The sequence below is a fragment of the Microbacterium sp. I2 genome (assembly GCF_051364985.1).
Lineage (GTDB): Bacteria > Actinomycetota > Actinomycetes > Actinomycetales > Microbacteriaceae > Microbacterium.
On the sequence record NZ_JBLWIH010000025.1, the window covers coordinates 34,175 to 58,220 of the forward strand.

Consider the following 24,046-nt stretch of genomic DNA (forward strand, 5'->3'; position numbering starts at 1 on the left):
CGTCGTCAGGCCCGGACACTGTGGAGCGCCTCCGTGACGGAGAGTGCGGAGCCCTCGGCGATGCCGCGATCGAGGTCGTCGCCGTGGCCCCCCGCGCGCAGAGCACCGAGGGGGATCATGTAGAACTCGAACGCGCCGGGATTCAGGATGCCCTTCCGGCGGCGCAGGGCCCGCGCGGCGCCGAGCAGCCGTCCGGCCTCGAACGCGTCGCCCTGTATCGCCTTGAGCCCCACGAACGCCTCGATGCCGTACGCGATGCCCTCGTCATGCCCCAGCGCCAGCGAGCTGTCGAGCCCCGTGGCGAAATCCTCGCGGCCGCCCGCGACGTCTCCGCCCATCGCCTTCGCCCATCCCCGGTGGTTCAGCGCGATCCCGACGCCGAGCCCCTCGCCCTGTGCGCGTGCGAGCGTGAGGCTCTCTTCGAAGCGGTCGAGCGCACTGGCCATGTCGCCGGTGAGCATGTCGATGCGCCCGAGCATGACGAGCGCCATCGCCTGACCCCACGCATCGCCGACGTCGCGGAACCCGTTGAGGCTGTCGGTGAGCTCGTCGGTCGACGCGCCGACCTCCGGTCCCGACGGCCGCGCCAGCAGCGCAAGCGCCACCGAGACTCCCGCCAGCGACGCGCCGGCGATGTCGCCCGCACGTCGGAAGAGGTCGCGGCTCTCGCGCACTCCGGGCGCCGTGTCGAACTCGAGGTCCTCCCACAACCGCACGGCGTTGGCGTAGTACAGCGCGATCGCGCGACTTCGTGCCGAGAGTGGTGTCGCGTCCGGGCCGGCGCGGGCCGCGGCATCCAGCACCTCGCTCATCCAGTCCCGCACCAGCCCGAGATAGCCGCCGATCCAGAGGAAGAGGTACTGAGACCACGCGTACTCGGCGGCGCCCTCGTGGTCACCCCGGTCCAGCAGCGTGCGCATCACCGCGGCGAGGTTCTCGGACTCCCGTTCCAGGCGAGCCAGCCACTCGAGCTGGTCGCCCCCGCGCAACTGCACGGCGGCGGTGCGGGCGAGCTCGCGGTAGTGCGCGATCCAGGCTTCGGTGGCCGCATGCCGGCTCTCGGGGGCGTCGAGGGTCCGCGCGTACGCGCGCACGAGCGACAGCAGTCGGAACAGCTGCGACCCGTCCCGATTGCTGTGACTGAGCAGGCTGGCGTCGATGAGGGACTCGATGGCCGCGAGCGGATCGCGGATGCCGACGGCCCCGAGCACCGTCTCGGCGGCCGCGAGCGTGAAGCTGCCCGCGAAGACGGACATCGCCCCGAGCGCTGTGCGCGCATCATCGTCGAGCAGATCGACGCTCCACTGGATCGTGCGGCTCTGTGCGCGCTGGCGCTCGGGCAGGTCGCGGGCACCGCCCACCAGCAGCGCGAGGGCGGAGTCCAGGCGTGCCAGGATGTCGCGCGGGGTCATCGTCCGCACGCGCGCCGCAGCCAGCTCGATCGCGAGCGGCATGCCGTCCAGGGCCTGGCAGATCGCGATCACATCCGCGAGATTCTCGGTAGTCAGCCGGAACGCAGGATGCGCGGCCTCGGCGCGCTGCACGAAGAGCGCGATGGCCGACATGCCCGCAGGCGCCGAACCGCTCGAGAGATCGGAGACCGCGGATGCCGCGACCTCGGCATCCGCGGGCGTCTCGAGGGGTGCCAGATCGAACACCCGCTCGGCCCGCACGCGCAACGGCGAGCGGCTGGTGACCAGCAGCTGCAGCCGCGGAGTGCGCGTGATGAGGCGCACGAGGAGATCCGCCGCGTCGAGAAGGTGCTCCATGTTGTCCACGACGAGCAGCACATCCCGTTCGTCCACCGCGGCGATCACCTTCTCCTCGAGCGGCTCGTCACCGGTGTCGTGCACGCCGAGCGCGCGCGCGAGGGCCGTGATGACGCGATCGGGCGCGGTGACCGTCTCGAGCAGGGCGAACGCGACGTGGCGACCGCGACGGGCGGCATCCTGCGCCACCTCGATGGCAAGGCGTGACTTGCCGACGCCTCCGGGACCCACGATGGAGACGATGCGGTTGCGGCCGTCCGCGAGCAGCGCCCGCACTGCTTCGACGTCTGCCTCGCGGCCGACGAGCGACGTGTACGGCGAGGGGATGCCAGGCAGAGACAAGGCGTCAGCCGACTCGGCGACCGATGCGACACGCGCCGCGTCGAAACGTTCGGCCAGGAGCGTGGCGAGATCGCGCGCGATCAGTTCGGCGAGTTCGTCGGACGTGGCGAAGGACTTGTACGAGGTGCGGTCGTCGGAGCGGATGCGGTCGAGCAGACCGCCGAGCCGCTCCTCGCGCTCGGGGGCCGGCTCTTTGATGTAGATGAGGCTCGGCAACCGCGTCGACAGACGGTACTCGTCTTCGAGACCTGAGATGTCTTCACCGGGAGCCACCCACCCGTAGCGTTCCCAATAGAGCCCGATGAAGATGTCGCTCTGCGCGAGGTAGGACCGGTACAGCTCCCGCGGGGGATGCGGACGGGCGCCCAGCTCGAACATCACGGGTGCCAGGTGCATGCGCTCGATCACGTCGCGCGCCGCGCGCCGCTCGGGCTCCAGCTCTTTCAATGTCGAGCTGACGAAGACCCGGATGCGCTGGTCGGGAGTGCGGATCGCCGCGGGCGCCTCCATAAACAGAGTCTGGACCACGTGCCGTGGCAGCGTCCAGGGGTCCCGTTCTTTCCGACGAAACCGGGCGCAACGAAAATTTGAGACTTGAGACTCCCAGTACATATTGTGGGAGCCGACGTGCGCGTTCGGGAATGCGCGCATGCCGATAGCCGGGACTTCGGGAGTCCCGGCGCCATAAGTGGTGTCGGGCTCTGGGGGCCCGGCACCACGACAAATGCGCGTGCCGGTCGAGGGATAATCGGTAGGTGCAGCAAGCAGCGAGCCGTTCGCGCCGGCCGGCGGGCGAGACCCGAGCACTCATGCTCAAGGTCGCGGTCGAGCGCGTCCACGCCGAAGGGCTGCTGCTGGGTTACGAGAACATCGAACTGGAAGACCTGATCCGCGTCGCCGGTGTTCCCCGCTCCACCGTCTTTCGCATCTGGCCCGATCGCGCGGCGTTCGTCGCCGACCTGGTGCGCGCCCTCTTCGAGGCGGATCCGAACTTCGGAACGGGATTCGACCCGCCGACCCAGTCGCTCCTCGACGAGGTCCTCACTGCGAACGCCGACGCGATGCGCACCGTGGAAGGGCGTGAGATCGCGCTTCGCGAGGCGATCCGAGTCACGGTCGCCCACAACATGGGCGCCGTCGAGACGACAGCGGCCTGGCGCGTGTACCGGACGATGTCGGCCGCCCTCGCCAGCGGCGATGCCGTGCCGGGAGGCGAGAACATCCGCGTGCAGCTCGCCGAGATCGTCGATCGGTACGTCGAGCGCATGGCCGAGGTCTATCGCGAGCTGAACGGGGTCTTCGGCCTGCGCATGCGCGACGGGCTCAGCGAGCGGGATCTCGCCGTCGCGATCGTCGCCGTGATCGACGGCATGGGCGACCACCAGCGCATCAACCCCGCGCGGATCGGCGGCTCCTTCGACATCGCCCTCGGACCGGAGGGTACTCGCGAGTGGCACCTCGCGGCGCTCGCCGTCTACGGCGTGTACACGGCCTTCACCGAGAAGGTCGCAGTCTAAGCGGCAGGCGCGCTCCAGCTGAGCGACTCGATGTAGCGCAGCAGCACGCCCTCGCGCAGCGCCCACGGCGACACCTCGAGCTCTTCGACCTCCATCGCCTTCATCGCCTCGTGCAGCACCACGGCACCGGCGACGATCTGGAACGTGCGGTCGGCCGTGATCCCGGGAAGCTCCTGCCGGGTCGAAGCGGGGATCCGCGCGATGCGCGGGATCCACGCCTTCAGCTCGCGCCGGGGGAGCACCATGCGCTCGATCCCCGACCAGCCCGGCACCGGGTATCCGGCGAGCTTCGCCAGCGACCGGATCGCCTTGGACGAGCCGACCACGTGGTCCGGCCGGGGCAGCGACCCGAACGCCTCGGCGACCGGCGCGAGTGTCGCCCGGGCGTGCGCGCGCAGTCGGTCCACGGCATCCTCTCCCGGCGGGTCGTCGGGAAGGAACTGGATCGTCATGCGCCCGGCTCCGAGGGGGACGGATGCCGCGGCATCCGGCAGCTCGTCGGCACCGGCTGCCAGCTCGAGCGAGCCGCCGCCGATGTCGAACAGCAGGATCTGACCGGCCGACCAGCCGAACCAGCGGCGCACGGCGAGGAAGGTGTAGCGCGCCTCGGTCTCACCGCCCAGCACCTGCAAGGGCTGGCCGAGCGCGGCCTCGATGCGGGCGATCACGTCGGCGCCGTTCGCAGCCTCGCGCACGGCGCTCGTCGCGGTCGCGAGGAGTTCGTCGACGTTCTCGGCCGTCGCGAGAGCGCGGGCATCCGAGACCGCCGACACGAGGGCGGTGACGCCGTCCTCGGTGATCGCACCGTCGGCGTCGAGGTAGCGCATCAGGCGCAGCACGGTGCGCTTGCTCGTGGTGGCCAGCGGTCGGCCTCCCGGCCTCACGTCGGCGACGAGCAGATGAACGGTGTTCGACCCGATGTCGAGAACTCCCAGGCGCACGGGCTCAGCGTAGCGGCCTGCCGCGCGCCCTCTGCCGCGCGCCCCCTGCCTCGCGCGCCCCGTCGGTGGAGGTCACGCGCACGTCTGCCCGATCCGGAAACCGGATCTCGGTCGTGTTTCCGGAGCGACAGCCGCCCGCGCATCCGGAACGAGAGCAATCTCCGGTTTCCGGATCCGCTGCCTGCGCCGTAGCCGGGACTGGACTCGGGGCGTACCGGGCGTACCGGGCGCGCGGAGGGGGGCGGGGGCGCGGCTGGGCCCACGCGGCCGGAGGCTCCGCTCGACGTGCTCGCGGCGAGCGGAGGGACCGTGGGGACCGTCTGCGCTTCGTCACCGGATACGATGGGCGCGATGTCACCGGATGACGCTGCGACCCTCGCCCCCGCACACTCGCTGTACCGCGAGATCGACCGCGCGGACTGGGCGCGCATGGCGTCGGGCATGGCCCAGCCGCTCACCGAGACCGAGATCGTGCAGATCCGGGGGCTCGGCGACCGGCTCGACATCGCCGAGGTGACTCAGGTGTATGTGCCGCTCTCGCGGCTGCTCTCGCTGTACGCCCAGGCGACGAAGCGCCTCGGAGCCGAGACGGCCGACTTCCTCGGCGAGCCGGATTCGACCACGCCGTTCATCGTCGGCGTCGCCGGGTCGGTCGCCGTCGGCAAGTCGACGATCGCGCGCCTGCTGCGCGAGCTCACGAGCCGCTGGCCGGGCACGCCCCGCGTCGAGCTCGTCACCACGGACGGCTTCCTGTACCCCAACGCCGAGCTCGAGCGCCGCGGTCTCATGGAGCGCAAGGGCTTCCCCGAGTCCTACGACCGCCGCGCGCTCGTGTCGTTCCTGACGGAGGTCAAGAGCGGGGCGCCCGAAGTGCGCGCGCCGTTCTACTCGCACATGCGGTACGACATCGTGCCCGACGCCGTCGTGACGGTACGCCGGCCCGACATCGTGATCGTCGAGGGGCTGAACGTCCTGCAGCCGCCGCCGACTCCGAACGACGTCGCCGTGAGCGACCTGTTCGACTTCTCGATCTACGTCGACGCCGCGCCCGAGCACATCACCCAGTGGTACGTCGACCGCTTCCTCGCCTTGCGGCGCGCGGCCTTCAGCAACCCGAACTCGTTCTTCAACGTCTTCGCCCAGCTCAGCGACGACGAGGCCGTCGATCGGGCGCTGCACTTCTGGAACACCATCAACCTGCCGAACCTCGAAGAGAACGTGCAGCCCACGCGGCACCGCGCCAACCTCGTGCTGCAGAAGGCCGCCGACCACACGGTGGAGTCGGTGCTGCTGCGCAAGCTTTGACGGGTTCCGGATGCTGTGGCACTGGCATCCGGAATATTCGTTCAGGTACCTCGCAAAACCCCCGGCTTACCATTGAGCGCATGTGTGGAATCGTCGGATACGTCGGCCCCCGGCAGAGCCAGGCCATCCTGATCTCGGGTCTCTCACGACTCGAATACCGCGGCTATGACTCGGCCGGCATCGCCGTGATCGACGGCGACGGCGGCCTGGGCATGCGCAAGCGCGCGGGCAAGCTCAAGGTGCTGCGCGACGATCTCGACACCAGCCCGCTCGCCGACGGCACGACCGGCATCGGCCACACCCGCTGGGCCACGCACGGCGGCCCCACCGACGGCAACGCGCACCCGCATCTGGCCGACGACGACAAGCTCGCCGTCATCCACAACGGCATCATCGAGAACTTCTCCGAGCTCAAGTCCGAGCTCGTCGGCGAAGGGTTCACCTTCCGCAGCGAGACCGACACCGAGGTCGCCGCCGTGCTTCTCGGCCGCGAGTACCGCCGCACCGGCGACCTGGTCACGGCGTTCCGCAGCGTCGTCTCGCGCCTCGAAGGGGCGTTCACGCTGCTCGCGATGCACGAAGACCAGCCAGGCCTCGTCGTCGGCGCTCGCCGCAACTCGCCGCTCGTGATCGGGCTCGGCGAGGGCGAGAACTTCCTCGGGTCCGACGTCGCCGCGTTCGTCGAGCACACCCGCAACGCCCTCGCGATCGGTCAGGACCAGATCGTCGCGATCACGCCGTCCGGCGTCGAGGTGACCGACTTCGACGGCAACTCCGTCGAGGTCGAGCCGTTCGAAGTGACCTGGGATGCCTCGGCCGCCGAGAAGGGCGGCTGGTCGTCGTTCATGGCCAAGGAGGTCTCGGAAGAGCCCGAGGCCGTCCGCAACACGATCCTCGGCCGCGTCCGCGACGGCGAGGTCGTCATCCCCGAGCTGGACGGCATGGACGAGCTGTTCGCCGGTATCTCGCGCATCATCGTGATCGCGTGCGGCACCGCCGCCTACGCCGGCCAGGTCGGCAAGTACGCGATCGAGCAGTGGACCCGCATTCCCGTCGACGTCGAGCTCGCCCACGAGTTCCGCTATCGCGACCCGGTGATCGGCCCCGACACCCTCGTGGTGTCGATCAGCCAGTCCGGCGAGACCATGGACACGCTCATGGCCGTCAAGTACGCGCGCGAGCACGGCGCCAAGACGCTGTCGATCTGCAACACCCAGGGCGCGACGATCCCGCGCGAGTCCGACGCGATCGTCTACACGCACGCCGGTCCCGAGGTCGCGGTCGCCTCGACCAAGGCCTTCGTCGCGCAGATCACGGCGCTGTACCTCACGGGCCTGCACATCGGGCGCGTGCGAGGCGTGGTGACCGCAGCGGATGCGGCAACCCACGTCCGCGAGCTCGAGGCGATTCCGGCCAAGATCTCGCAGATCCTCGAGCGTGAGCAGCCGCGCATCGAGCAGTTCGCCCACTGGATGGCCGACACCCGCTCGGTGCTGTTCCTCGGCCGCCACGTCGGCTACCCGATCGCGCTCGAGGGCGCGCTCAAGCTCAAGGAGCTGGCGTACATCCACGCCGAGGGCTTCGCCGCCGGCGAGCTCAAGCACGGCCCGATCGCGCTGATCGAGCCCGGCCAGCCCGTGTTCGTCATCGTGCCGTCGCCGCGTCAATCGGCCGAGATGCACAAGAAGGTCATCTCGTCGATCGAAGAGATCCGCGCCCGCGGCGCCCGCGTCATCGCGATCGCCGAAGAGGGCGACGTCGCCGTGCTGCCCAAGGCCGACGAGGTGTTGCGCATCCCGCTGGCCGCGCCCCTCTTCGAGCCGCTCCTCGCCGTGGTGCCGCTGCACATCTTCGCGATGGGCCTCGCAACGGCCAAGGGCCTCGACGTGGACCAGCCTCGCAACCTCGCCAAGTCCGTCACCGTCGAGTAGGGCACCGCGCCGCGGCGTCGCTATCTCCTTCCCGCCGAGAAGGTGCCTTCGCTCGCGAGCAGGTGCGTTGGCTCGCGAGAAGGGGGTTGGCCCGCCAGAAGGTGGGCACCTTGTCGGCGGGGTGGGCACCCTTTCGGCCGGGAGGGCACCTTCTCGTCGGAGAGAGTGCGGTGCGTCGTGCGCGATAGGGTGACGGATGCCGCGAACGCGGCGCGCGGGAGGGCTCCATGATCGTCGGAATCGGCGTCGACCTGGTCGACATCGCTCGATTCGAGCGCACGATCGAACGCACTCCGCGCCTGATCGAGCGGCTGTTCTCCGGCTCGGAGCGCACGCTCAAGCCGCATTCGCTCGCCGCGCGCTACGCGGCCAAAGAAGCGCTCATCAAGGCGCTCGGCGGTTCGGACGGCGTGCACTGGACCGAGATCGAGGTCGCGTCCGAGGCATCCGGCCGCCCTCACTTCATGCTGACCGGCTCGACCGCCGCGGTCATCGCGGACCGGGGGATCACCGCCGTGCACCTGTCGCTCTCGCACGACGCGGGGCTCGCGACCGCCTACGTCATCGCCGAGTCCGGAGGCGTAGTCCCCGGCACCACGACCGCGGAGGAGGGCTCATGAGCCGCCTGCCGGTGGGCGCCCTGCGCGAGGCGACCGTCGACGTCGGGGCGATCGCCGACAACGTGCGGCACCTGCGCCGGCTGACCCAGTCCGAGGTGATCGCTGTCGTCAAGGCCGACGGCTACGGGCACGGCGCCGTGCGCTCGGCCGCCGCCGCGCTCGAGGGCGGCGCGACGCGGCTCGGAGTCTCGGACATCACCGAGGCCCTCGCCCTGCGGCGCGGCGGCATCGACGCCTCCGTCCTCGCGTGGCTGCACCCGCCAGGTGCCGATTTCGCGCGGGCCGCGGCCGAGGGGATCGAGCTCGGCATCTCGAGCCTGGACCAGCTGCAGCAGGCCGCGGCCGCGGCATCCGCTGATCGTCCCGTCTCGGTGCACCTCAAGCTCGAGACGGGACTGTCGCGCAACGGCATCGCGCCCGCCGACTACCGCGTCGTGTTCGCCGAGGCCGCCCGGCTCGAGCGCATCGGCAAGCTGCGCGTGATCGCGCTCTTCAGCCACCTCTCGAACGCGTCCGCCGACGACGACCGTGCTGCGCTGCGCACGTTCGAGGAGGCCGTCGGCGAGGCGGCGACGCTCGGACTCGCGCCGCCGCTGCGGCACATCGCCGCGACCCACGCGGCCATCGCCCTGCCCGAGTCACGGCTCGGGTGCGTTCGCATCGGCATCGGCATCTACGGACTCTCGCCGTTCGACGATCGCTCGTCTGCCGACCTCGGTCTGCGCCCCGCAATGACGCTGCGCGGGACGGTCGCCGCCGTGCGGCGCGTTCCGGCGGGCACCGGCGTCTCGTACGGCTACGCCTATCACACCGACTGCGACACGACGCTCGCCCTCGTGCCGCTCGGCTATGCCGACGGCGTGCCGCGCCAGGCCTCGGGCGGCGGGCCGGTCGTGATCGGCGGCCGTCGGCACACCGTCGCCGGCCGTATCGCGATGGACCAGTTCGTGGTCGACGTCGGCGACACCCCGGTCGCGGTCGGCGACGAGGCCGTGCTGTTCGGCGACCCCACACTGGGCGCGCCCGCGGCGACGGAATGGGCGGATGCCGCCGGCACCATCAACTACGAGATCGTCACGCGCGTCGGATCCCGCGTTCCGCGCCGGCAGGTGACCGAATGAACCCCGCCGCCGTTCGGAATTCAGTCTCCCGGGTGGGGCTCCGCGGGGCGAGCCGCGGGGTTCCGCGGACGGGGGCCGGGGCGCCGCGCGCCGGGACTGAATCGCGAACCGAGGAGTGGTCGTGAACGGGCTGGATCCGCTGGTCGGCACGCGTGAGGTCCCCTCACCGCACGACATGGAGCAGCTCGGCGAGGAGATGGGACGGATGCTGCGCCCCGGCGACCTCGTCGTGCTCACCGGTCCGCTCGGCGCCGGCAAGACCACCCTCACGCGCGGCATCGCCCAGGGTCTCAGCGTCCGCGGCCCGGTGCAGAGCCCGACGTTCGTGATCGCCCGCACGCACCCGTCCCTTGTCGGAGGTGCGCCGCTCGTCCACGTGGACGCCTACCGGCTCGGCTCGCCGGCTGAGCTCGACGATCTCGACATCGACTTCGAGGCCTCGGTCGTCATCGTCGAGTGGGGCCGCGGCATGGTCGACGGCCTGCGGGAGGCCTGGTGGGAGGTCGAGTTCGACCGGGAGTGGCACGGTCGTGGTCAGGACGACGCGTGCTACGGCGTCGCGCACGAGGCCGAGCTCGACGCCGATGCCCCGCGACTGGTGACCATCACGCGCCGCCCGTAGCCCCGGCATCCGCCGAGCCTGTCGCGGCATCCGCCGAGCTTGTCGTTTCGTTCGCGACCTTGTCCGGCGTGATCGGCGTCGGATCGGCATGCTCGGCGTGCGAATGGCGTGGTCGGCGTCGGAAACGGCATGCTCGGCGTGGGAATGGCGTGGTCGGCGTGGGAATGGCATGAGCGGCAGGGGCGGGGCAGTGGGCGAGGGCGCCGGACCCGCGGTTACGCTGGAGGCGTGATCCTGGGCATCGACACCTCGCTCGGCTCCGCGGTGGCGGTGGTCGAGTCGGACGGCGTCATCCGCGCGCAGGTCGAGAGCGCCGACCCGCGCGGGCACGCCGAGGTGATCGGCACGCTGATCGAGCGGGCGCTGGCCGAGGCATCCGTCACCGTCTCCGACATCTCGCACGTCGCCGCCGGAATGGGGCCAGGACCTTTCACCGGGCTCCGCGTCGGCATCGCGGCGGCGCGCACGTTCGCGCTCGGTCGGGGTGTCCCCGTCGTGCCGGTCGTCAGTCACGACGCCGTGGCGCTCGAGCTGCTGCTGCACGACGCGCTGACCGGCGGGTACCAGGACGTCGCCGACGAAGCCTTCGCTGTCGTCACCGACGCGCGCCGCCGCGAGTTCGCGTACACCGTGTACCGCGGCCTGGACGACGACGGCCTGCCCGTGCGCCTCGACGGGCCGGCCCTGACCCCGCGCGAAGAACTGGACGACGTGCTGCGCACGGTGGAAGCCATCCGACGCGATGCCGAGCGCATCCCCGCCGCCATGCTCGCGCTCGCTGCGGCCCGCGCCCTCTCGGCCGGGCGCACGATCGCGCCGGCCGACGCGCTCTATCTGCGCTCGCCTGACGTCACGATGCCCGGCGCGCCGAAGCGGGTGAACCTGTGACTCTCCGCGCAGCCACCCCCGGCGACCTCGGAGCGATCATGGCGCTCGAGCGCGCGTCGTTCCCGACCGACGCGTGGTCCGAGGCGATGATGCGCGAAGAGCTGACCTCGCCGCACGGCTGGTACATCGTCGACGAAGAGGCGGGACGGCTGCTGGGTTACGCGGGTCTGCGTGCCGTGAAAAGGGCGACGGATGCCGACATCCAGACCATCGCGATCGCCGAGGCCGCGCGGGGTCGCGGCCGGGGCCGCACACTCCTGCGAGCACTGCTCGAGGAGGCGGCCAAGCGTGACGTGCGCGAGGTGTTCCTCGAGGTGCGCGCCGACAACCCCGTCGCGCAGGCTCTCTACGTCTCGGAGGGCTTCCTCGAGATCGGCCGCAAGCCGCGCTACTACCAGCCTGACGACGTCGACGCCGTGGTGATGAAGCTCGACCTTCGCGGGTGGGCCGGGGCGGGGCATCCGGATCCGGGGACTCCTGCCGAGAACCGGATCCGGAAACCGGAGAATCGCACTCTTTCCGGAGCGGAAATGACGGATGCTCCGGAAACAGGCGAGAGCTCCGGTTTCCGGATCGACGGCTCGGGCTCGGGCTCGGGCTGGGGCTCGGACGCGAAGTACGGCGCGGGCTCGGACTCGGGCCCGAAGTACGGCTCGGTCTCGGACGCGAGCGGCTCGACCGCCGAGGCGGCATGGCAGGGCGGGGTGTGCACGTGAACCGGGCCGAACCCCTGGTGCTCGGCATCGAGACCAGCTGCGACGAGACCGGTATCGGGATCGTGCGCGGCCGCACGCTGCTGTCGAACACGATCGCCAGCTCGATGGACGAGCACGCCCGCTACGGGGGAGTCGTGCCCGAGGTCGCCGCCCGCGCGCATCTCGAAGCGCTCGAACCGGCGATCCGGGCAGCGCTCGCCGAGTCGGGCGTCGCGCTCGCAGATGTCGACGCCGTCGCAGTGACCTCGGGGCCGGGCCTGGCCGGTGCGCTCATGGTCGGCGTCGGCGCCGCGAAGGCGCTCGCGGTCTCGCTCGAGAAGCCGCTGTACGCCGTGAACCATCTCGTCGGCCACATCGCCGCCGACATCCTCTCTTCTGACGAGCAGGGCGCGGGCGCGCCGCCGCTCGAGTACCCCACGGTCGCGCTGCTCGTCAGCGGCGGGCACACGTCGCTGCTGCTGGTGCGTGACCTGACCAGCGACGTCGAGCTGCTCGGCGAGACGATGGACGACGCCGCCGGCGAGGCGTTCGACAAGGTCGCGCGGCTGCTGGGACTGCCGTACCCGGGCGGTCCTGAGATCGATCGGGCGGCGGCATCCGGAGATCCGAACGCCATCGCGTTCCCCCGGGGACTCTCGCGGGCCAGCGACATGGCCGGCCACCGCTACGACTTCTCGTTCTCGGGCCTGAAGACCGCGGTCGCGCGATGGACCGAGCAGCGCCAGGCCGCGGGCGAGCCCGTTCCGGTCGCCGATGTCGCGGCGAGTTTCCGCGAGGCCGTCGTCGACGTGCTCGTGACGAAGGCGCTCGCCGCGTGCCGTGACTACGGCGTGCCCCGCCTGCTGCTCGGCGGCGGCGTGATCGCCAATCGCCGCCTGCGCGATGTCGCCATCGAGCGCGCGGTCGCCGAGGGCGTGACCGTGCGCATCCCGCCGCTGTCGCTGTGCACCGACAACGGCGCCATGATCGCGGCGCTCGCGTCGGAGCTGATCATGTCGGGCCGGCCGGCCTCGACCCTCGAGTTCGGGGCCGACTCGACCCTGCCCGTCACCGAGATCCAGGTCGCGGAGTCCGCATGAAAGACGACGAGCGGATGCCTCCGCCCGGCCCCTCCCCGAACCCCGGGCCTCGGCCGCAGCCCGAGCCGGCGCGCGGGTCCGATCTCGAGTCCGTGCCCTCTGAGTCCGGCCAGCCGCCCGCCGAGAGCGTGAGACACCACTCCGCGGTTGAGAAACCGCGCGGAGGGGAGAGTCTCAACCTCGATGTGGTTTCTCAACCTCAACCCGCGTCCGCGCCGCAGCCCAGGCCTGAGCCGCAGCCCGCGCCCGCGCGCGAGTCCGCGCCGGCGCGCGAGCCCGCGCCGGCGCGCGAGCCCGCGCCGGCGCGCGAGCCCGCGCCGGCGCGCGAGCCCGCGCCGGCGCGCGAGCCCGCGCCGGCGCGCGAGCCCGCGCCGGCGCGCGAGCCCGCGCCGGCGCGCGAGCCCGCGCCGGCGCGCGAGCCCGCGCCGGCGCGCGAGCCCGCGCCGGCGCGCGAGCCCGCGCCGGCGCGCGAGCCCGCGCCGGCGCGCGAGCCCGCGCCGGCGCGCGAGCCCGCGCCGGCGCTCGAGCCCGCGCCCGCGCCGCGGCCCGAGCTCGAGCTCGAGCTCGAGCCCGCGCCCGCGCCGCGGCCCGAGCCCGCGCCGACCCGGACCCCGGCCGCGCCGGACGCCGTCGTCGAAGGGCCGTCGCCGGACGTCGCCCTGGCCGAGGAGGCCTCGCCGCTGCCCGGCGCGCACCGCGGCGGGTTCCGCCGGTTGCCGACCGCGCCGATCCCGGTGACGGTGCAGTCCGCTCCGGTCGAGCCGGGAACGGAGGAAGAAGCGCCCTCGGCCCAGTGGCTCGCCTCGGGCGAGCCGGCGTTGCACCGCGGGCTCGCCGGCTGGGCGCTGGCGTTCGCGATCGTGGGGCTGGTGGTCTCGCTCTTCGTCGGGTGGGGCTTCCCGATCGGGCTGGTGGCCGTGATCTCGGCGATCCTGGCGCTGCGGCGCCCCCTCGAGAGCCGTGCGATGTGCGTGTGGGCGATCGCGATCGGCGTCGTCTCGATCCTCTACAGTGCCGGATGGCTGCTCTACGCCGCCACGCGCGCTAACCTGCTGGGCTGAGCGCCGCGGGACTCAGGCGCGCCAGGCCTCAGACTCGATCGGCGAGGATCGCGGTGCGGCGCGAGCCGATGCGGGTCACGAACAGCGTGGCCGACTCGGGGCCGCTCAGCTTCAGACGGGTCCGCAGTGCTGCGGGGTCGACATCCACCCCCCGCTTCTTGATCTCGAGGCGTCCGATGCCTCGCTCGCGGAGCGCCTTCGACAGGCCCCTCACGTCGGCGGGCAGCACTTCGCGCACCCGGAACGACGACACGAACGGAGAGGTGAGTGCAGCGTCCGACGTGAGATAGGCGATGTGCTCATCGAGCATCCCGGCCTCGAGCGAGCGGGCGACGTCGCCGATCAGGCGTGCGCGGATGACCGCGCCGTCGGGCTCGTGCAGATACGCGCCGAGGTCGCGGACCGGCTCGTCTTCGGCATCCGCGCCCGCCGTCAGCTCGTGAGCGGTCTCGCCGCGCATCACCAGTGCCGCCCGGCGCACGCCCTCGCGCGCGAGCGCGCCCGACCACAGCACCAGTTCGACCGTCGAACCGTCGGCGCTCACCCACTGCGCCTCGACATCGTCGGGAATGAGGTCGCGATCCAGGCCCGGGCCGAGCTTCACCCCGACCGGCATCCGTCGTGCCAGGTCGAAGACCCAGTCCAGAGAAGGCGACCAGTCCTCGGGGCGCGTGCGCTTGGTCTCGGCGTGGCCGGGAGTGCGGCGCGCGGGATCCAGCCACACGGCGTCGACGGAGGGCAGATCGGATGCTTCGGCCGTGCCGTGCCGCACCTCGACGTCTTCGCCGAACGGCGCCAGGTTGTACGCCGCGATCGCGGCGGTCACCTCGTCGGCGTCGACCGCGTGCACTCGAAGTCCCAGCGCCGCGAGCCCGAGCGCATCGCCGCCGATGCCGCAGCCGAGGTCGGCGACTCGCGCGAAGCCCGCGTCGCGGAACCGCGCCCCGTGGCGCGCCGCGAGCGACAAGCGCGTCGACTGCTCGAGGCCCGCGCGGGTGAACAGCATCCGTTCGGCGAAATCGCCGAACTTGGCGCGGGCGCGCACGCGCAGCCGGGCCTGGCCGACGACCGCAGAGACGAGGTCCGGCGAGTGGCCGTCCTTGCGCAGTCGCGACACCGCCCGGGCGACGTCGTCGGCCGATTCGATGGGCGGCGTGGCGTCGAGAAGGCGCAGCCCCTCGGGCGTGAGCAGGGCGGTGAGCTCGGACAGTTCCACTCGCCGAGCCTACGTGTCCATCCCGGGGTCCGCCCGGCGGAACCCCCTGCAAACCCCTAACCGAGCCGGTGAGGCTCCGGGGGGATCCCCGATGTTGCGCATCACCCCCCAGTCGCACACTGATGGAGCAGCCGCACTGGCACTCAGACAGAAGGACAGGGACATGCCTGACATCGAAATCGAAGACAACATCGTCGGCAGCATCGTCGACTCCGGCAACATCGAGGACAACAACGTCGAGGTGGGCAACACCGACGTTGATGTCGAGGACAACAACGTCGACAGCGTCGTGGGCAACGACGACAACAACGTCGGCAACGTCGTGGGCAACGAGGACAACGGCAACACGGACTCGTACAACGACACCGACGTGGACATCGAGGACTCGGGCAACGAGACCGACATCGACGTTGAGGACTCGGGCAACGAGGACTCGTACAACGAGACTGACACCGAGATCGACACCGACATCGATGTCGAAGACGTGGGCAACGAGGACTCGTACAACGAGACCGACGTGGACGTCGACATCACGGACTCGTTCAACGAGACCACGCTGAACGACGACTCGGTCACGGTCGGCGTGCGCCAGTACAACACGGGAATCGGCGGCGACCTGAACCTCGGTGGCATGATGGGCGGCGGCGCGGCGGCAGCTGCGGCGGCCGCGGGCTCGCTGCACCTCGAGCTCGACAACCGCGCAACGGTCGTCGACCAGTCGGTCAGCCAGAACGTCGCTGCCGGCGATGACGTCAGCCAGTTCTTCGGCCAGGAGGCCGTCGTCAACTCGGGTGACAACGGCGCCGCTGCCGGCGACGACGCCACGGTCGACAACTCGACCGTCAACACCACGGTGGGCGATGTCAACATCGGCAACGAGTGGATCACCACGACGATCAGCGACTCGTTCCAGGACAACTCCACCAACGAGTGGAACGAGTTCGAGGTCGAGATCGATGACTCGTTCAACGACTACTCGGAAGAGACCGACGTCGACGTCCAGGTCGAGGACTCGTTCAACGACTACGAGGTGACCAACGTCGAGAACGAGGTCGAGTGGGAGAACAGCGGCAACTTCTTCAGCCCTGGCGGAGATGTTGCGGGCGACGACCTCGTCGACTTCTGATCTCACTTTCTGAAGCCTTGCCCGGCCGTCTCCCGAGACGACCGGGCAAGGCCATTGTCCGCGGGAATCCCGCGGCGGACCGCAAACGATCCACCCCTGCCCGTACGCCGAGACGTGGCGTAGCGTGAGGCGGGGGAGTGCATCGAGGGGGAGTATCGGTGACTGAGGGTACCGCCGTCCACAAGAGCGGGGCCGATGCCGACGCCCTGGCGGCTTCGCCGGTGCTGCCGGCCGCGAGCAAGGCGCTCGTCACGATCGTCGACAGCGTCAGTGCGCTGGCGACGTCGACGGGGCGTGATGACCTCGCCCAGCGGCTGGAGCACACGCACGCCCGACTGCGCGACCCCCATGTGCGGGTCATCGTCGTCGGCGAGTTCAAGAAGGGCAAGAGCAAGCTCATCAACGCCCTCGTCAACGCCCCGGTGTGCCCGGTGGACGACGACGTCGCGACGAGTGTTCCCACCTCCGTCGGCTACGCCGAGACGCCTGACGCCTGGGTGACCATTCAGGTCGCCGAAGACGGCGAGCCCCGGCGGCAGCAGATCGCGATCGAGGATCTCGTCCAGTTCGTGTCGGAGAGCGGCAATCCCAGCAACGAGCGCAAGGTCACCTCCGCCGAGGTGGTGCTGCCGCGGGAGCTCCTGAAGGGCGGTCTTCGCCTCGTCGACTCGCCGGGCGTCGGGGGGCTGGACTCCACCAACGCGCTCGCGACGCTGGCGGCGCTGTCATCGGCCCACGCGGTGCTGCTCGTCTCGGACGCGTCCCAGGAGTACACCGAGCCCGAGGTGCAGTTCTTGAAGCACGCCATGCGGGTCTCACCGAACGTCGCCGCCGTCCTCGCCAAGACCGACCTGTACCCGGAGTGGCGTGAGATCGAGCGACTCGACCGCACGCATCTGGGCGACATCGGCGACGTGCCGATCTTCTCCGTCTCGAGCGACCTGCGGCTCATCGCGGCGGAGGAGCGCGACCGCGACCTCAACATCGAATCCGGGTTCCCCGCCCTCGTGTCGCACCTTCGTCAGGAGGTGCTCGGCCGGGCCGAGATCATCCAGGCGCGCAGCGCGGTGCACGACCTCGTGTCGGTGGTCGACCAGTTGAAGATGTCGCTGACCTCCGAGCTCGAGGCGATCCTGCACCCCGAGGACACCCCGAAGCTCATCGCCCAGCTCGAGTACGCGAAGGCCCGCGCCGACGAGTTCCGGGGGCGTTCGTCGAAATGGCAGGTGCAGCTCAACGACGGCGTGGCCGATCTCATCTCCGACATGGAACACGACCTGCGCGATCGCCTGCGCAAGGTCCAGCGGGAGGCTGAGAACGCCATCGACGACGGCGACCCCGGACCGATCTGGGACCAACTCACCGAGTGGCTCGACCAGCGCATCTCTGCGGCCGTGTCGGAGACCTTCGTGTGGACGGACGAGCGGTCGCGCTGGCTCTCGGAGGAGGTGGCCGAACTGTTCATCGAGGGTGAAGGGGACCTGCCAGTCATCCACGTCGGCGACACCGAGGGCGTCCTGGATGCCGTGGAGGACATCGCCGCCCTCGATCACCGCCAGATGGGCGCCGGCGAGAAGCTCTACATCGGCGTGCGCGGCTCGTACGGCGGGGTGCTGATGGTGGGTCTCGCCACGGGCCTGGTCGGTCTCTCGCTCATCAATCCGCTGTCCCTTCTGGCGGGTGTGCTGGTGGGCCGCAGGGCCTATCGTGAGGACATGAGCTCGCGACTGTCCCGCCGGCGCTTCGAGGCGAAGAATCTTGTGCGCCGTCACATAGACGAAGTGCAGTTCCAGGTCGGAAAGCAGCTGAAGGACCGGCTGCGCATCGTGCAGCGCGCGGCGCGCGACCACTTCGGCAGCATCGCCGATGAGCTGCACCGCTCCCTCTCCGACTCGGTGCTCGCGGCCAAACAGGCGGCGGGCTCGTACGCCGGCGAACGCGATCAGCGGGTCCGCGAGCTGCAGCAGCAGGTCCAGCAGCTCGAAGCCCTCAAGTCGAAGATCCCGACGCTTCCCCCGCTGCGTGCCGTGGAGGCAGCGAAGCGGTGAGGCTGTCGACTCAGGATGATGCCAGCGCGCTCATCCGCTCCGCATCGGAGCTGTACGTCGATGACCCGCACGCCATGGACGTGCTGTCCGACCTCGACCGGCGACTGCGCGAGCCGCTGCGCCTCGCGTTGGCCGGAATGGTGAAGGCCGGCAAGTCGACGCTCCTCAACGCGATGCTCGGCGAGCAGCTCGCGCCGACGGACGCCGGTGAATGCACGCGCGTCGTCACGTGGTATCGCTACTCGGCCACCCCGATGGTGACTATGCATCCCCACGACGGACCACCGCGACGGATGCCGATCCGGCGGGATGACGGACACCTGGTGCTGGATCTGGGCGAAGTCGCGGCCGAGGATGTCGCGTGGATCGATGTCGGGTGGCCCTCGACCGGTCTGCGCTCGCTGATCCTCATCGACACGCCCGGTATCGCGTCGCTCTCGCGCGACGTGTCGGCGCGCTCGACGGACTTCCTGACCCCCGACACCGAGCCGTCGTCGGCCGACGCGATCGTCTACCTCATGCGGCACATGCACGCGTCCGATCTCAAGTTCCTGGAGTCCTTCCGCGACACGGCGGCGGGGGCATCCCAGACCGTCAATGCGGTGGCGGTGCTGTCGCGGGCGGACGAGATCGGCTCCGGCCGCATCGACTCGATGCTCTCGGCCGGCAAGGTCGCCCGGCGCTACGAGAAGGACGGCGATCTGTCGTCGCTGTCGCTCGGCGTCGTGCCGGTGGCGGGGCTGCTGGCAGAGAGCGCGCGCACGCTCCGCGAGGATGAGTTCGCCGCGTTCTGCGAACTGGCAGATCTCGACCGGGCGAGCCGCGAGAAGCTCATGGTCTCGGCCGACCGTTTCACGCGGCCGTCCGATCTCACGACGCTCCCCGTCGACGTGCGCCGCGCACTGCTGGGTCGCTTCGGCATCTTCGGGGTACGGCTCGCCAGTGCCCTCATCCGCGGAGGCGCGAGGGATTCCACACAGCTGTCGGAACAGCTCGTGCAGCAGAGCGGTCTCAACGAGCTGCAGCAGTTCATCCGTGAGCAGTTCCGCACGCGCGCCGGGGCGCTCAAGGTGCGCGGAGTGCTCGATGCCCTCGAGGTGCTTCTCCGCGAGAGGCCGCTTCCGGGCACGGACGACATCCGCGGCGGCATCGAGCGCATCTACGCCACTGCGCACACGCTGCGGGAGCTGTCACTGCTCTCTCGCGCCCGCGCTGCCGGTCTGCCGCTCGGCTCGTCCGATGCCCGGACCGCGGAACGCATCATCGGCGGAGACGGAACGTCTGCGACAGCGCGCCTGGGTCTCGATGAGATGTCGAGTCCCACGCAGCAGCGCGAGCGCCTCGACGAGCTGCTCGTCCACTGGCGCACACTGAGTCAGTCGCCGCTCGCCGAGCGCGCGACGGTCGAAGCCGCACGCGTGGTCATCCGCAGTCTCGACGAGATCGCGTCAGAACTCGGATCCGCCGTCCTCACCGGCGCGGCGGATGTCGTGCCGGCGGGCGGTCCACTGCAGGGCGCCGCGGAAGGTGCTGAAGAGCAGGGCGATGAGAGCGAGTCCCCACTGAGCGAGGAACACCTGCCGGACCAGAGGCCCGTTGTCGCCCACCGCGATGATCTCCAGTGACAGCAGGAAGAGCAGGATCTGCGCAACGACCGTCGCCAGCTGCCACCATCTGACGTTGGGTTTGCGGTTCGAGAACGAGACGAGCAGCACGATCTGCCACAGCAGCAATCCCACCGCGATCCCGAACACCGACCAGAAGATGATGTCGGCGGCGGCCGTGTAGGTCTCGTCGCTGCGGCCCTCCGCGACGGTGCGTACCGAGTCGGCGATCAGCGGCACCTGGTCCTCGCGGATCACGAAGAGATAGACGACCGCGATGCCACCCGCCAGCAGGCTCATCACCCAGAGGAACTGGCTCACCCGGACGGTGAACGGCGGCGGACGCTTGGTGAGGACCGGGGCCGCGTTGGGACTCGTCGTGGGCGGGCGCTCGGGTGCTTCACGCCGGGGCGGAGGAGTGCCGCGTCCGCGCTGAGGTGTCCCCTCCTGCGGCGCGGGCTGTGCCGGATGCACCTCCGACGCGGGGACCCTGGCCACCGGCACTCGGCCGATCGGCTGGGCGCCCGACGGGGGCGGTGGCACGGCATCGGGTGGCACGGGCGAAGTGCTTCGGCCAGATCCGCGCGCCGTCTGTGGGCGAGGCGCCGGCTGCTCCTGCCCACCGTCGAAGGTCGGAGGAGGCGGCTTACGTCGACCGCCCGCGCGCCCCGGCTGAGCCAGGGTGCGCGGGTGGTCGTCGTCGTTGCGTGCGGTCACGTCGTGTCCTAGAGCTGTTCTTCGGCCTCGGGTTCCACGTAGATCTCTTCGACCGAGACGGACGTGGCGTCATCCGACTCGTAGTTCCCGTCGTTCGAGACATCGACCGCGGTCGTCACGTCGGTCGTGGTGGTGTCGTTGACCGATTCGGTCACCTCGACGTCGGCCGCGACATCCGTCGACTCGTCGTTGAACGACTCTTCCGCGTCCACGTCGACGGTCGTCTCGGTGTTCGTGGATCCGTCGTTGAACGAGCCGTCGATGTTGGTGGTGGTCTCTTCGTTGCCGATCGCCACATCGCCCACGGTCGTGTCGGTGTCGGAGTTGTCGACATCGGCGTCCTCGCCGGCGGCTGCGCCGTTGTCGCCACTGTTCACCACGGCTTCCTGGTCGAAGATCTGGTTGACGTCGCCGTCCGCCCAGATGTTCTGGTTGACCGACTGGTCGACGATCGTCGCCCGGTTGTCGATCGCGAAGCTGTTGGTGATGTTCCAGATCTCCCTCTCGACCGACGGCGGTCCGGGAGGGGCCGGCGGAACCGGGGGCTTGGGGTGCACGTCAGGGCGGTCGACGATGACGGGCGCGACAGCGCGCACGTCCTCGACACACGCGTCGCTCAGCCCGACGCGCGACAGTGTGCCCTGCGGATCCTCTTCGAACTCCTCCGCTGCCGCCGGGTCGTTCAGCAGGCTGAGAATGAACTCGATCAGTGCGTCGGCAATCGTTGCCAGCGGGGTTGTCATGACTTGGCTCCTGTCACTTCAAGACTCATGCCTGAGATTAGGTGGTTCTCACAATCGGCGAATCGGGGGTTTCCCCGAATCGGTGGGGGCTCCTTAGGGGGTTCGGGCCGGGTACCGTCATGACCCCTCCTCGGGTGCACTCGAGTGCGACAGCGCGACCCGCAGCTTGGCGATCAGATCCGAGCGGGAGGTGGCGCCCAGACGCCGCCGGATGCTGGCGATGTGGTGTTCCGCGGTGCGCGGGGAGATGAAGATCGTCTCGCCGATCTCGGCGTACGTCTTGCCCTGCACGACGAGGCGCGCGACATCCGTCTCACGCTCGCTCAAGCCCGCGACCGAGACCGTTCGGATCGGGCCCGTGGTCTCCATGTCGGCGTCCGTCGAGCGGACGTTCTCGGGCGGGTGGAGCTCCCGGGCACAGGCGAGCAGACGAGCCGAGACCTTGCGGTCCGACGCGCGTCCCGCTCCCTGGCCGGCCAGGCGTGCGGCATCCCACTGCAATCCGATCCCCGCAAGCGCCTGCGCCGCCGACTCGACCTCGTCGGCGTCCACCGAACCTGCGAGCACCGACGTCCACAGCCGCCCCGCCTTCGCCATCGTGGCGGCGACATGACTAGTCGGTGCGGCGTGGACGAGCGCGTGCGCGTGCGGACTCAGTGCGTCGGGGTGATCGCTGAGGATCCCCTCCTGGATGCCGGCCCATCGAAGGTGGGCGGACCAGAGCGCGGGTGAGCCCAGTCGTTCGACGATGCCGAGCGCCTTCTCGAGCATCTGGTCGGTCGTCGTCGAGTCACCGAGGCGGGCGCCGGCGCACACGAACTCCGCGAGCGGCAGCAGGGTGTAGAGGTCGACATCGGCGTCGAGTAGACGGCCCCGAGCGCTGTCCCACGCCTGCGAGAGGGCGGTCGCGTCCTCGTAGCGCCGGGCCAGGCCGATCCGGATCGCCTGCACCAGCAGATCGTCGCGCGGTGCGGCCTTGGGAGCCAGCGCCAGAGCGCACTCCAGTGCCTCGCGGGCTTGGGGACCCCGCGCCTGCTGCAGCGCGATCCACGAGCGCCACAGCAGCAGCCGCGACAGCATCCAGGGCGTGCCGGTGTGTCCTTCGACGGCGGCGTCGATGACCGAGCGGGCCGCCGAGAGGTCGCCACTGCTGACGGCGACGATCGCGGCGATGACCGCCGGGTGCTCCGGCATCGGCGTGGAGCTCTGCGACGACGTGTAGAGGTGCGATGCGCGCACCAGATCGGCCAGTGCCGACTCGGCCCGGTCCGGGGTCAGCGTCGCCATCAGCCCACGTCGCAACAGTCTCATCGCGACGCCGAGGGTCGAGGGTGCCGCCTTCGAGGCGGTCTCGGGCTCTTCCGCTGCCGACGCCGCGTCGCCGATGCCGTAGCGGGCCACCATGGCGCGGACGGATGCCTCGGCACCGGTGGGTGCGAAGACGTCATAGAAGCCGCACCCGGTCTCGAGCATGCCGCGCATCGACCAGGTCGCCGCCGCGGTGTCGGCGACGCGCGCCGACATGGCGGGGGAACCATCCGCGGCGGCGATCGCCTCGTCGACCAGCTGGGCGGCCCCGTCGATGTCGCCGCACGCCCACGTGGCCTGCGCTCGCTTGGCCGCGAGGTCGGCCGAGGTCGCCCCGGCCTGCGCGGCGGCCCCGTAGAGCTGCTGCGCCCGCTGCGGGTCGGCCTCGAGGAGCTGGTCGCCGCGCTCGACGAGCGCGGTCGTCAGCTGGGGGTGACGCACCCCGGCGAGTACGGCCGGGCCCGCGCCGGCGAGCGGGTCCACGCCGCCGGGAAAGCTCGAGAACAGGTCGACCAGCCGACCCACGGAGAGCCCTGACCGCACCGACACCTGCACGATCGGCACCGGGCGACCGCCACGCAGCAGGAGTCCCTCCGCGTAGCCCTGCGCGGCGACCCGCTCGGGGTCGTCGAGCAGCGTGGCCGGAAGGGGTCCGTCATCGGAGGTGACGACGCAGATCGTCTCGATCATGCGCCGCACGTCGTCGTCGAGGACGTCGAGCCGATGCGCCACGCTCTGCTCGAGCACGCGAGCCAGCGCCGCGTGCGCGTCGTCGGCTTCGCAGTCCCGCTCGTCGTGGGCGGCCAGCGCGGCCGACACCAGCCACGACACACCACCCGTCATCTGAAGGATCGCTTCGAGGCAGGCGGATGACAGGGCGCGGTCCTGCGCAGCGAGATGATCGAGCACGTCGGCGCGGGTGAGGTGGCCGAGCACGACGGCCGGGCGGCTGCGCTCGAGGTGGCGAGCGATCGACGACAGCTCGGTGGTGAGAGGCCACGGCCGGCTGGTCACGACGAGCGCGGCGTCAGGGTCCGATGCGCGGGCATCCAGCTCCTGCAGCTGGGCCGCCGGCACGAGGTGCAGATCGTCGACCAGCAGGATGCTCGATGGTGGCACCTCGGTCACGTCCGTGTCGGGGCTCAATACGGCCAGCGGAATCCCGTTCTCGGACAGGAACCGATGCGCACTGCGAAGCACCGTCGACTTGCCCGATCCGGCATTTCCCGAGACGAGCACACGAGGCGGCGTGTCGCCGGCCGTGAGGGCGTCGATGAGGGGGCGCGCGTAGCGCGGGCCCGTGAAATCCGCAGCGTCGAAGAACGACGCCACCGTTGCTGTCGGCGTAGGCATGATGGAGCGCCGGGGCGGA

At 70.6% G+C, this 24,046-nt stretch carries 18 protein-coding genes; 13 read left to right on the forward strand and 5 right to left on the reverse strand.

From position 1 onward, the window contains the following. Positions 1-5: 5 nt before the first annotated feature. On the reverse strand, positions 6-2,621 hold the full coding sequence (locus ACLKM7_RS18220) for a DUF4062 domain-containing protein (RefSeq protein WP_436448717.1): 2,616 nt from the start codon (positions 2,619-2,621) through the stop codon (positions 6-8). Between the two features lie 245 nt (positions 2,622-2,866). Between ACLKM7_RS18220 and ACLKM7_RS18225 the strand changes: the two genes are divergently transcribed. After that, on the forward strand, positions 2,867-3,628 hold the full coding sequence (locus ACLKM7_RS18225; RefSeq protein ID WP_436448718.1) for a hypothetical protein: 762 nt from the start codon (positions 2,867-2,869) through the stop codon (positions 3,626-3,628). On the opposite strand, the gene ACLKM7_RS18230 is transcribed toward ACLKM7_RS18225, so the two are convergent. Then, complete coding sequence (locus tag ACLKM7_RS18230; protein WP_436448719.1) at positions 3,625-4,569, reverse strand: Ppx/GppA phosphatase family protein; 945 nt, start codon at positions 4,567-4,569, stop codon at positions 3,625-3,627. The genes ACLKM7_RS18225 and ACLKM7_RS18230 overlap by 4 nt on opposite strands. A 351-nt stretch (positions 4,570-4,920) precedes the next feature. On the opposite strand from ACLKM7_RS18230, the gene coaA reads away from it, so the two are divergent. From coaA to ACLKM7_RS18275, 9 genes are all read left to right on the forward strand, one after another. Beyond that, a complete protein-coding gene (gene coaA / locus ACLKM7_RS18235) occupies positions 4,921-5,874 on the forward strand; it encodes a type I pantothenate kinase (protein ID WP_436448720.1) in 954 nt (317 codons plus the stop codon). Positions 5,875-5,954: 80 nt separating this feature from the next. Next, positions 5,955-7,805 carry a glutamine--fructose-6-phosphate transaminase (isomerizing) gene (glmS, locus tag ACLKM7_RS18240; protein WP_436448721.1) on the forward strand — a complete coding sequence of 617 codons (1,851 nt, stop codon included), beginning with the start codon at positions 5,955-5,957 and terminating at the stop codon, positions 7,803-7,805. 227 nt (positions 7,806-8,032) lie between these two features. Next, the gene (locus ACLKM7_RS18245) at positions 8,033-8,425 is read left to right on the forward strand and encodes a holo-ACP synthase (RefSeq protein WP_436448722.1); all 393 of its coding nucleotides are present in this window, start codon (positions 8,033-8,035) and stop codon (positions 8,423-8,425) included. Then, positions 8,422-9,546 (forward strand): alanine racemase, encoded by a 1,125-nt coding sequence (alr, locus tag ACLKM7_RS18250; RefSeq protein ID WP_436448723.1) that lies wholly within the window; start codon positions 8,422-8,424, stop codon positions 9,544-9,546. Before ACLKM7_RS18245 ends, alr begins: the two co-directional genes overlap by 4 nt. 115 nt (positions 9,547-9,661) lie before the next feature. Further along, positions 9,662-10,168 (forward strand): tRNA (adenosine(37)-N6)-threonylcarbamoyltransferase complex ATPase subunit type 1 TsaE, encoded by a 507-nt coding sequence (gene tsaE / locus ACLKM7_RS18255; RefSeq protein ID WP_436448724.1) that lies wholly within the window; start codon positions 9,662-9,664, stop codon positions 10,166-10,168. 228 nt (positions 10,169-10,396) lie between these two features. Then, positions 10,397-11,056 (forward strand): tRNA (adenosine(37)-N6)-threonylcarbamoyltransferase complex dimerization subunit type 1 TsaB, encoded by a 660-nt coding sequence (gene tsaB, locus ACLKM7_RS18260; protein WP_436448725.1) that lies wholly within the window; start codon positions 10,397-10,399, stop codon positions 11,054-11,056. After that, on the forward strand, positions 11,053-11,772 hold the full coding sequence (gene rimI, locus ACLKM7_RS18265) for a ribosomal protein S18-alanine N-acetyltransferase (protein ID WP_436448726.1): 720 nt from the start codon (positions 11,053-11,055) through the stop codon (positions 11,770-11,772). Before tsaB ends, rimI begins: the two co-directional genes overlap by 4 nt. Then, a complete protein-coding gene (gene tsaD, locus ACLKM7_RS18270) occupies positions 11,748-12,851 on the forward strand; it encodes a tRNA (adenosine(37)-N6)-threonylcarbamoyltransferase complex transferase subunit TsaD (protein ID WP_436448727.1) in 1,104 nt (367 codons plus the stop codon). The genes rimI and tsaD overlap by 25 nt, the downstream gene beginning before the upstream one ends. 185 nt (positions 12,852-13,036) lie before the next feature. Next, positions 13,037-13,912: a hypothetical protein gene (locus ACLKM7_RS18275; protein ID WP_436448728.1), complete on the forward strand. Its 876-nt coding sequence runs from the start codon at positions 13,037-13,039 to the stop codon at positions 13,910-13,912. A gap of 28 nt (positions 13,913-13,940) precedes the next feature. On the opposite strand, the gene ACLKM7_RS18280 is transcribed toward ACLKM7_RS18275, so the two are convergent. After that, complete coding sequence (locus ACLKM7_RS18280; RefSeq protein WP_436448729.1) at positions 13,941-15,128, reverse strand: class I SAM-dependent methyltransferase; 1,188 nt, start codon at positions 15,126-15,128, stop codon at positions 13,941-13,943. A 163-nt stretch (positions 15,129-15,291) separates the two neighbouring features. Here ACLKM7_RS18280 and ACLKM7_RS18285 point away from each other — a divergent pair, with 163 nt between their 5' ends. The 3 genes from ACLKM7_RS18285 to ACLKM7_RS18295 all read left to right on the forward strand — a co-directional run bounded on the left by ACLKM7_RS18285 (position 15,292) and on the right by ACLKM7_RS18295 (position 19,927). Beyond that, a complete protein-coding gene (locus ACLKM7_RS18285; RefSeq protein ID WP_436448730.1) occupies positions 15,292-16,254 on the forward strand; it encodes a hypothetical protein in 963 nt (320 codons plus the stop codon). 158 nt (positions 16,255-16,412) lie between these two features. Then, entirely contained in the window at positions 16,413-18,302 is a 1,890-nt protein-coding gene (locus tag ACLKM7_RS18290; protein WP_436448731.1) for a dynamin family protein, read from the forward strand. After that, positions 18,299-19,927 (forward strand): dynamin family protein, encoded by a 1,629-nt coding sequence (locus ACLKM7_RS18295; RefSeq protein WP_436448732.1) that lies wholly within the window; start codon positions 18,299-18,301, stop codon positions 19,925-19,927. Before ACLKM7_RS18290 ends, ACLKM7_RS18295 begins: the two co-directional genes overlap by 4 nt. 704 nt (positions 19,928-20,631) lie before the next feature. Here ACLKM7_RS18295 and ACLKM7_RS18300 read toward each other — a convergent pair. Both ACLKM7_RS18300 and ACLKM7_RS18305 read right to left on the reverse strand, forming a co-directional pair. Next, a complete protein-coding gene (locus tag ACLKM7_RS18300; RefSeq protein ID WP_436448733.1) occupies positions 20,632-21,366 on the reverse strand; it encodes an IniB N-terminal domain-containing protein in 735 nt (244 codons plus the stop codon). Positions 21,367-21,483: 117 nt separating this feature from the next. Then, positions 21,484-24,027 carry a helix-turn-helix transcriptional regulator gene (locus ACLKM7_RS18305; protein ID WP_436448734.1) on the reverse strand — a complete coding sequence of 848 codons (2,544 nt, stop codon included), beginning with the start codon at positions 24,025-24,027 and terminating at the stop codon, positions 21,484-21,486. Positions 24,028-24,046: the final 19 nt, after the last annotated feature.

Excerpts from the sequence above, each read along its gene's own strand:
- ACLKM7_RS18220 (WP_436448717.1), bottom strand. The coding sequence starts at position 2,621 with ATGGAGGCGCCCGCGGCGATCCGCACTCCCGACCAGCGCATCCGGGTC.
- coaA (WP_436448720.1), top strand. The coding sequence starts at position 4,921 with ATGTCACCGGATGACGCTGCGACCCTCGCCCCCGCACACTCGCTGTAC.
- glmS (WP_436448721.1), top strand. The coding sequence starts at position 5,955 with ATGTGTGGAATCGTCGGATACGTCGGCCCCCGGCAGAGCCAGGCCATC.
- ACLKM7_RS18245 (WP_436448722.1), top strand. The coding sequence starts at position 8,033 with ATGATCGTCGGAATCGGCGTCGACCTGGTCGACATCGCTCGATTCGAG.
- alr (WP_436448723.1), top strand. The coding sequence starts at position 8,422 with ATGAGCCGCCTGCCGGTGGGCGCCCTGCGCGAGGCGACCGTCGACGTC.
- tsaD (WP_436448727.1), top strand. The coding sequence starts at position 11,748 with ATGGCAGGGCGGGGTGTGCACGTGAACCGGGCCGAACCCCTGGTGCTC.
- ACLKM7_RS18285 (WP_436448730.1), top strand. The coding sequence starts at position 15,292 with ATGCCTGACATCGAAATCGAAGACAACATCGTCGGCAGCATCGTCGAC.
- ACLKM7_RS18300 (WP_436448733.1), bottom strand. The coding sequence starts at position 21,366 with ATGACAACCCCGCTGGCAACGATTGCCGACGCACTGATCGAGTTCATT.
- ACLKM7_RS18305 (WP_436448734.1), bottom strand. The coding sequence starts at position 24,027 with ATGCCTACGCCGACAGCAACGGTGGCGTCGTTCTTCGACGCTGCGGAT.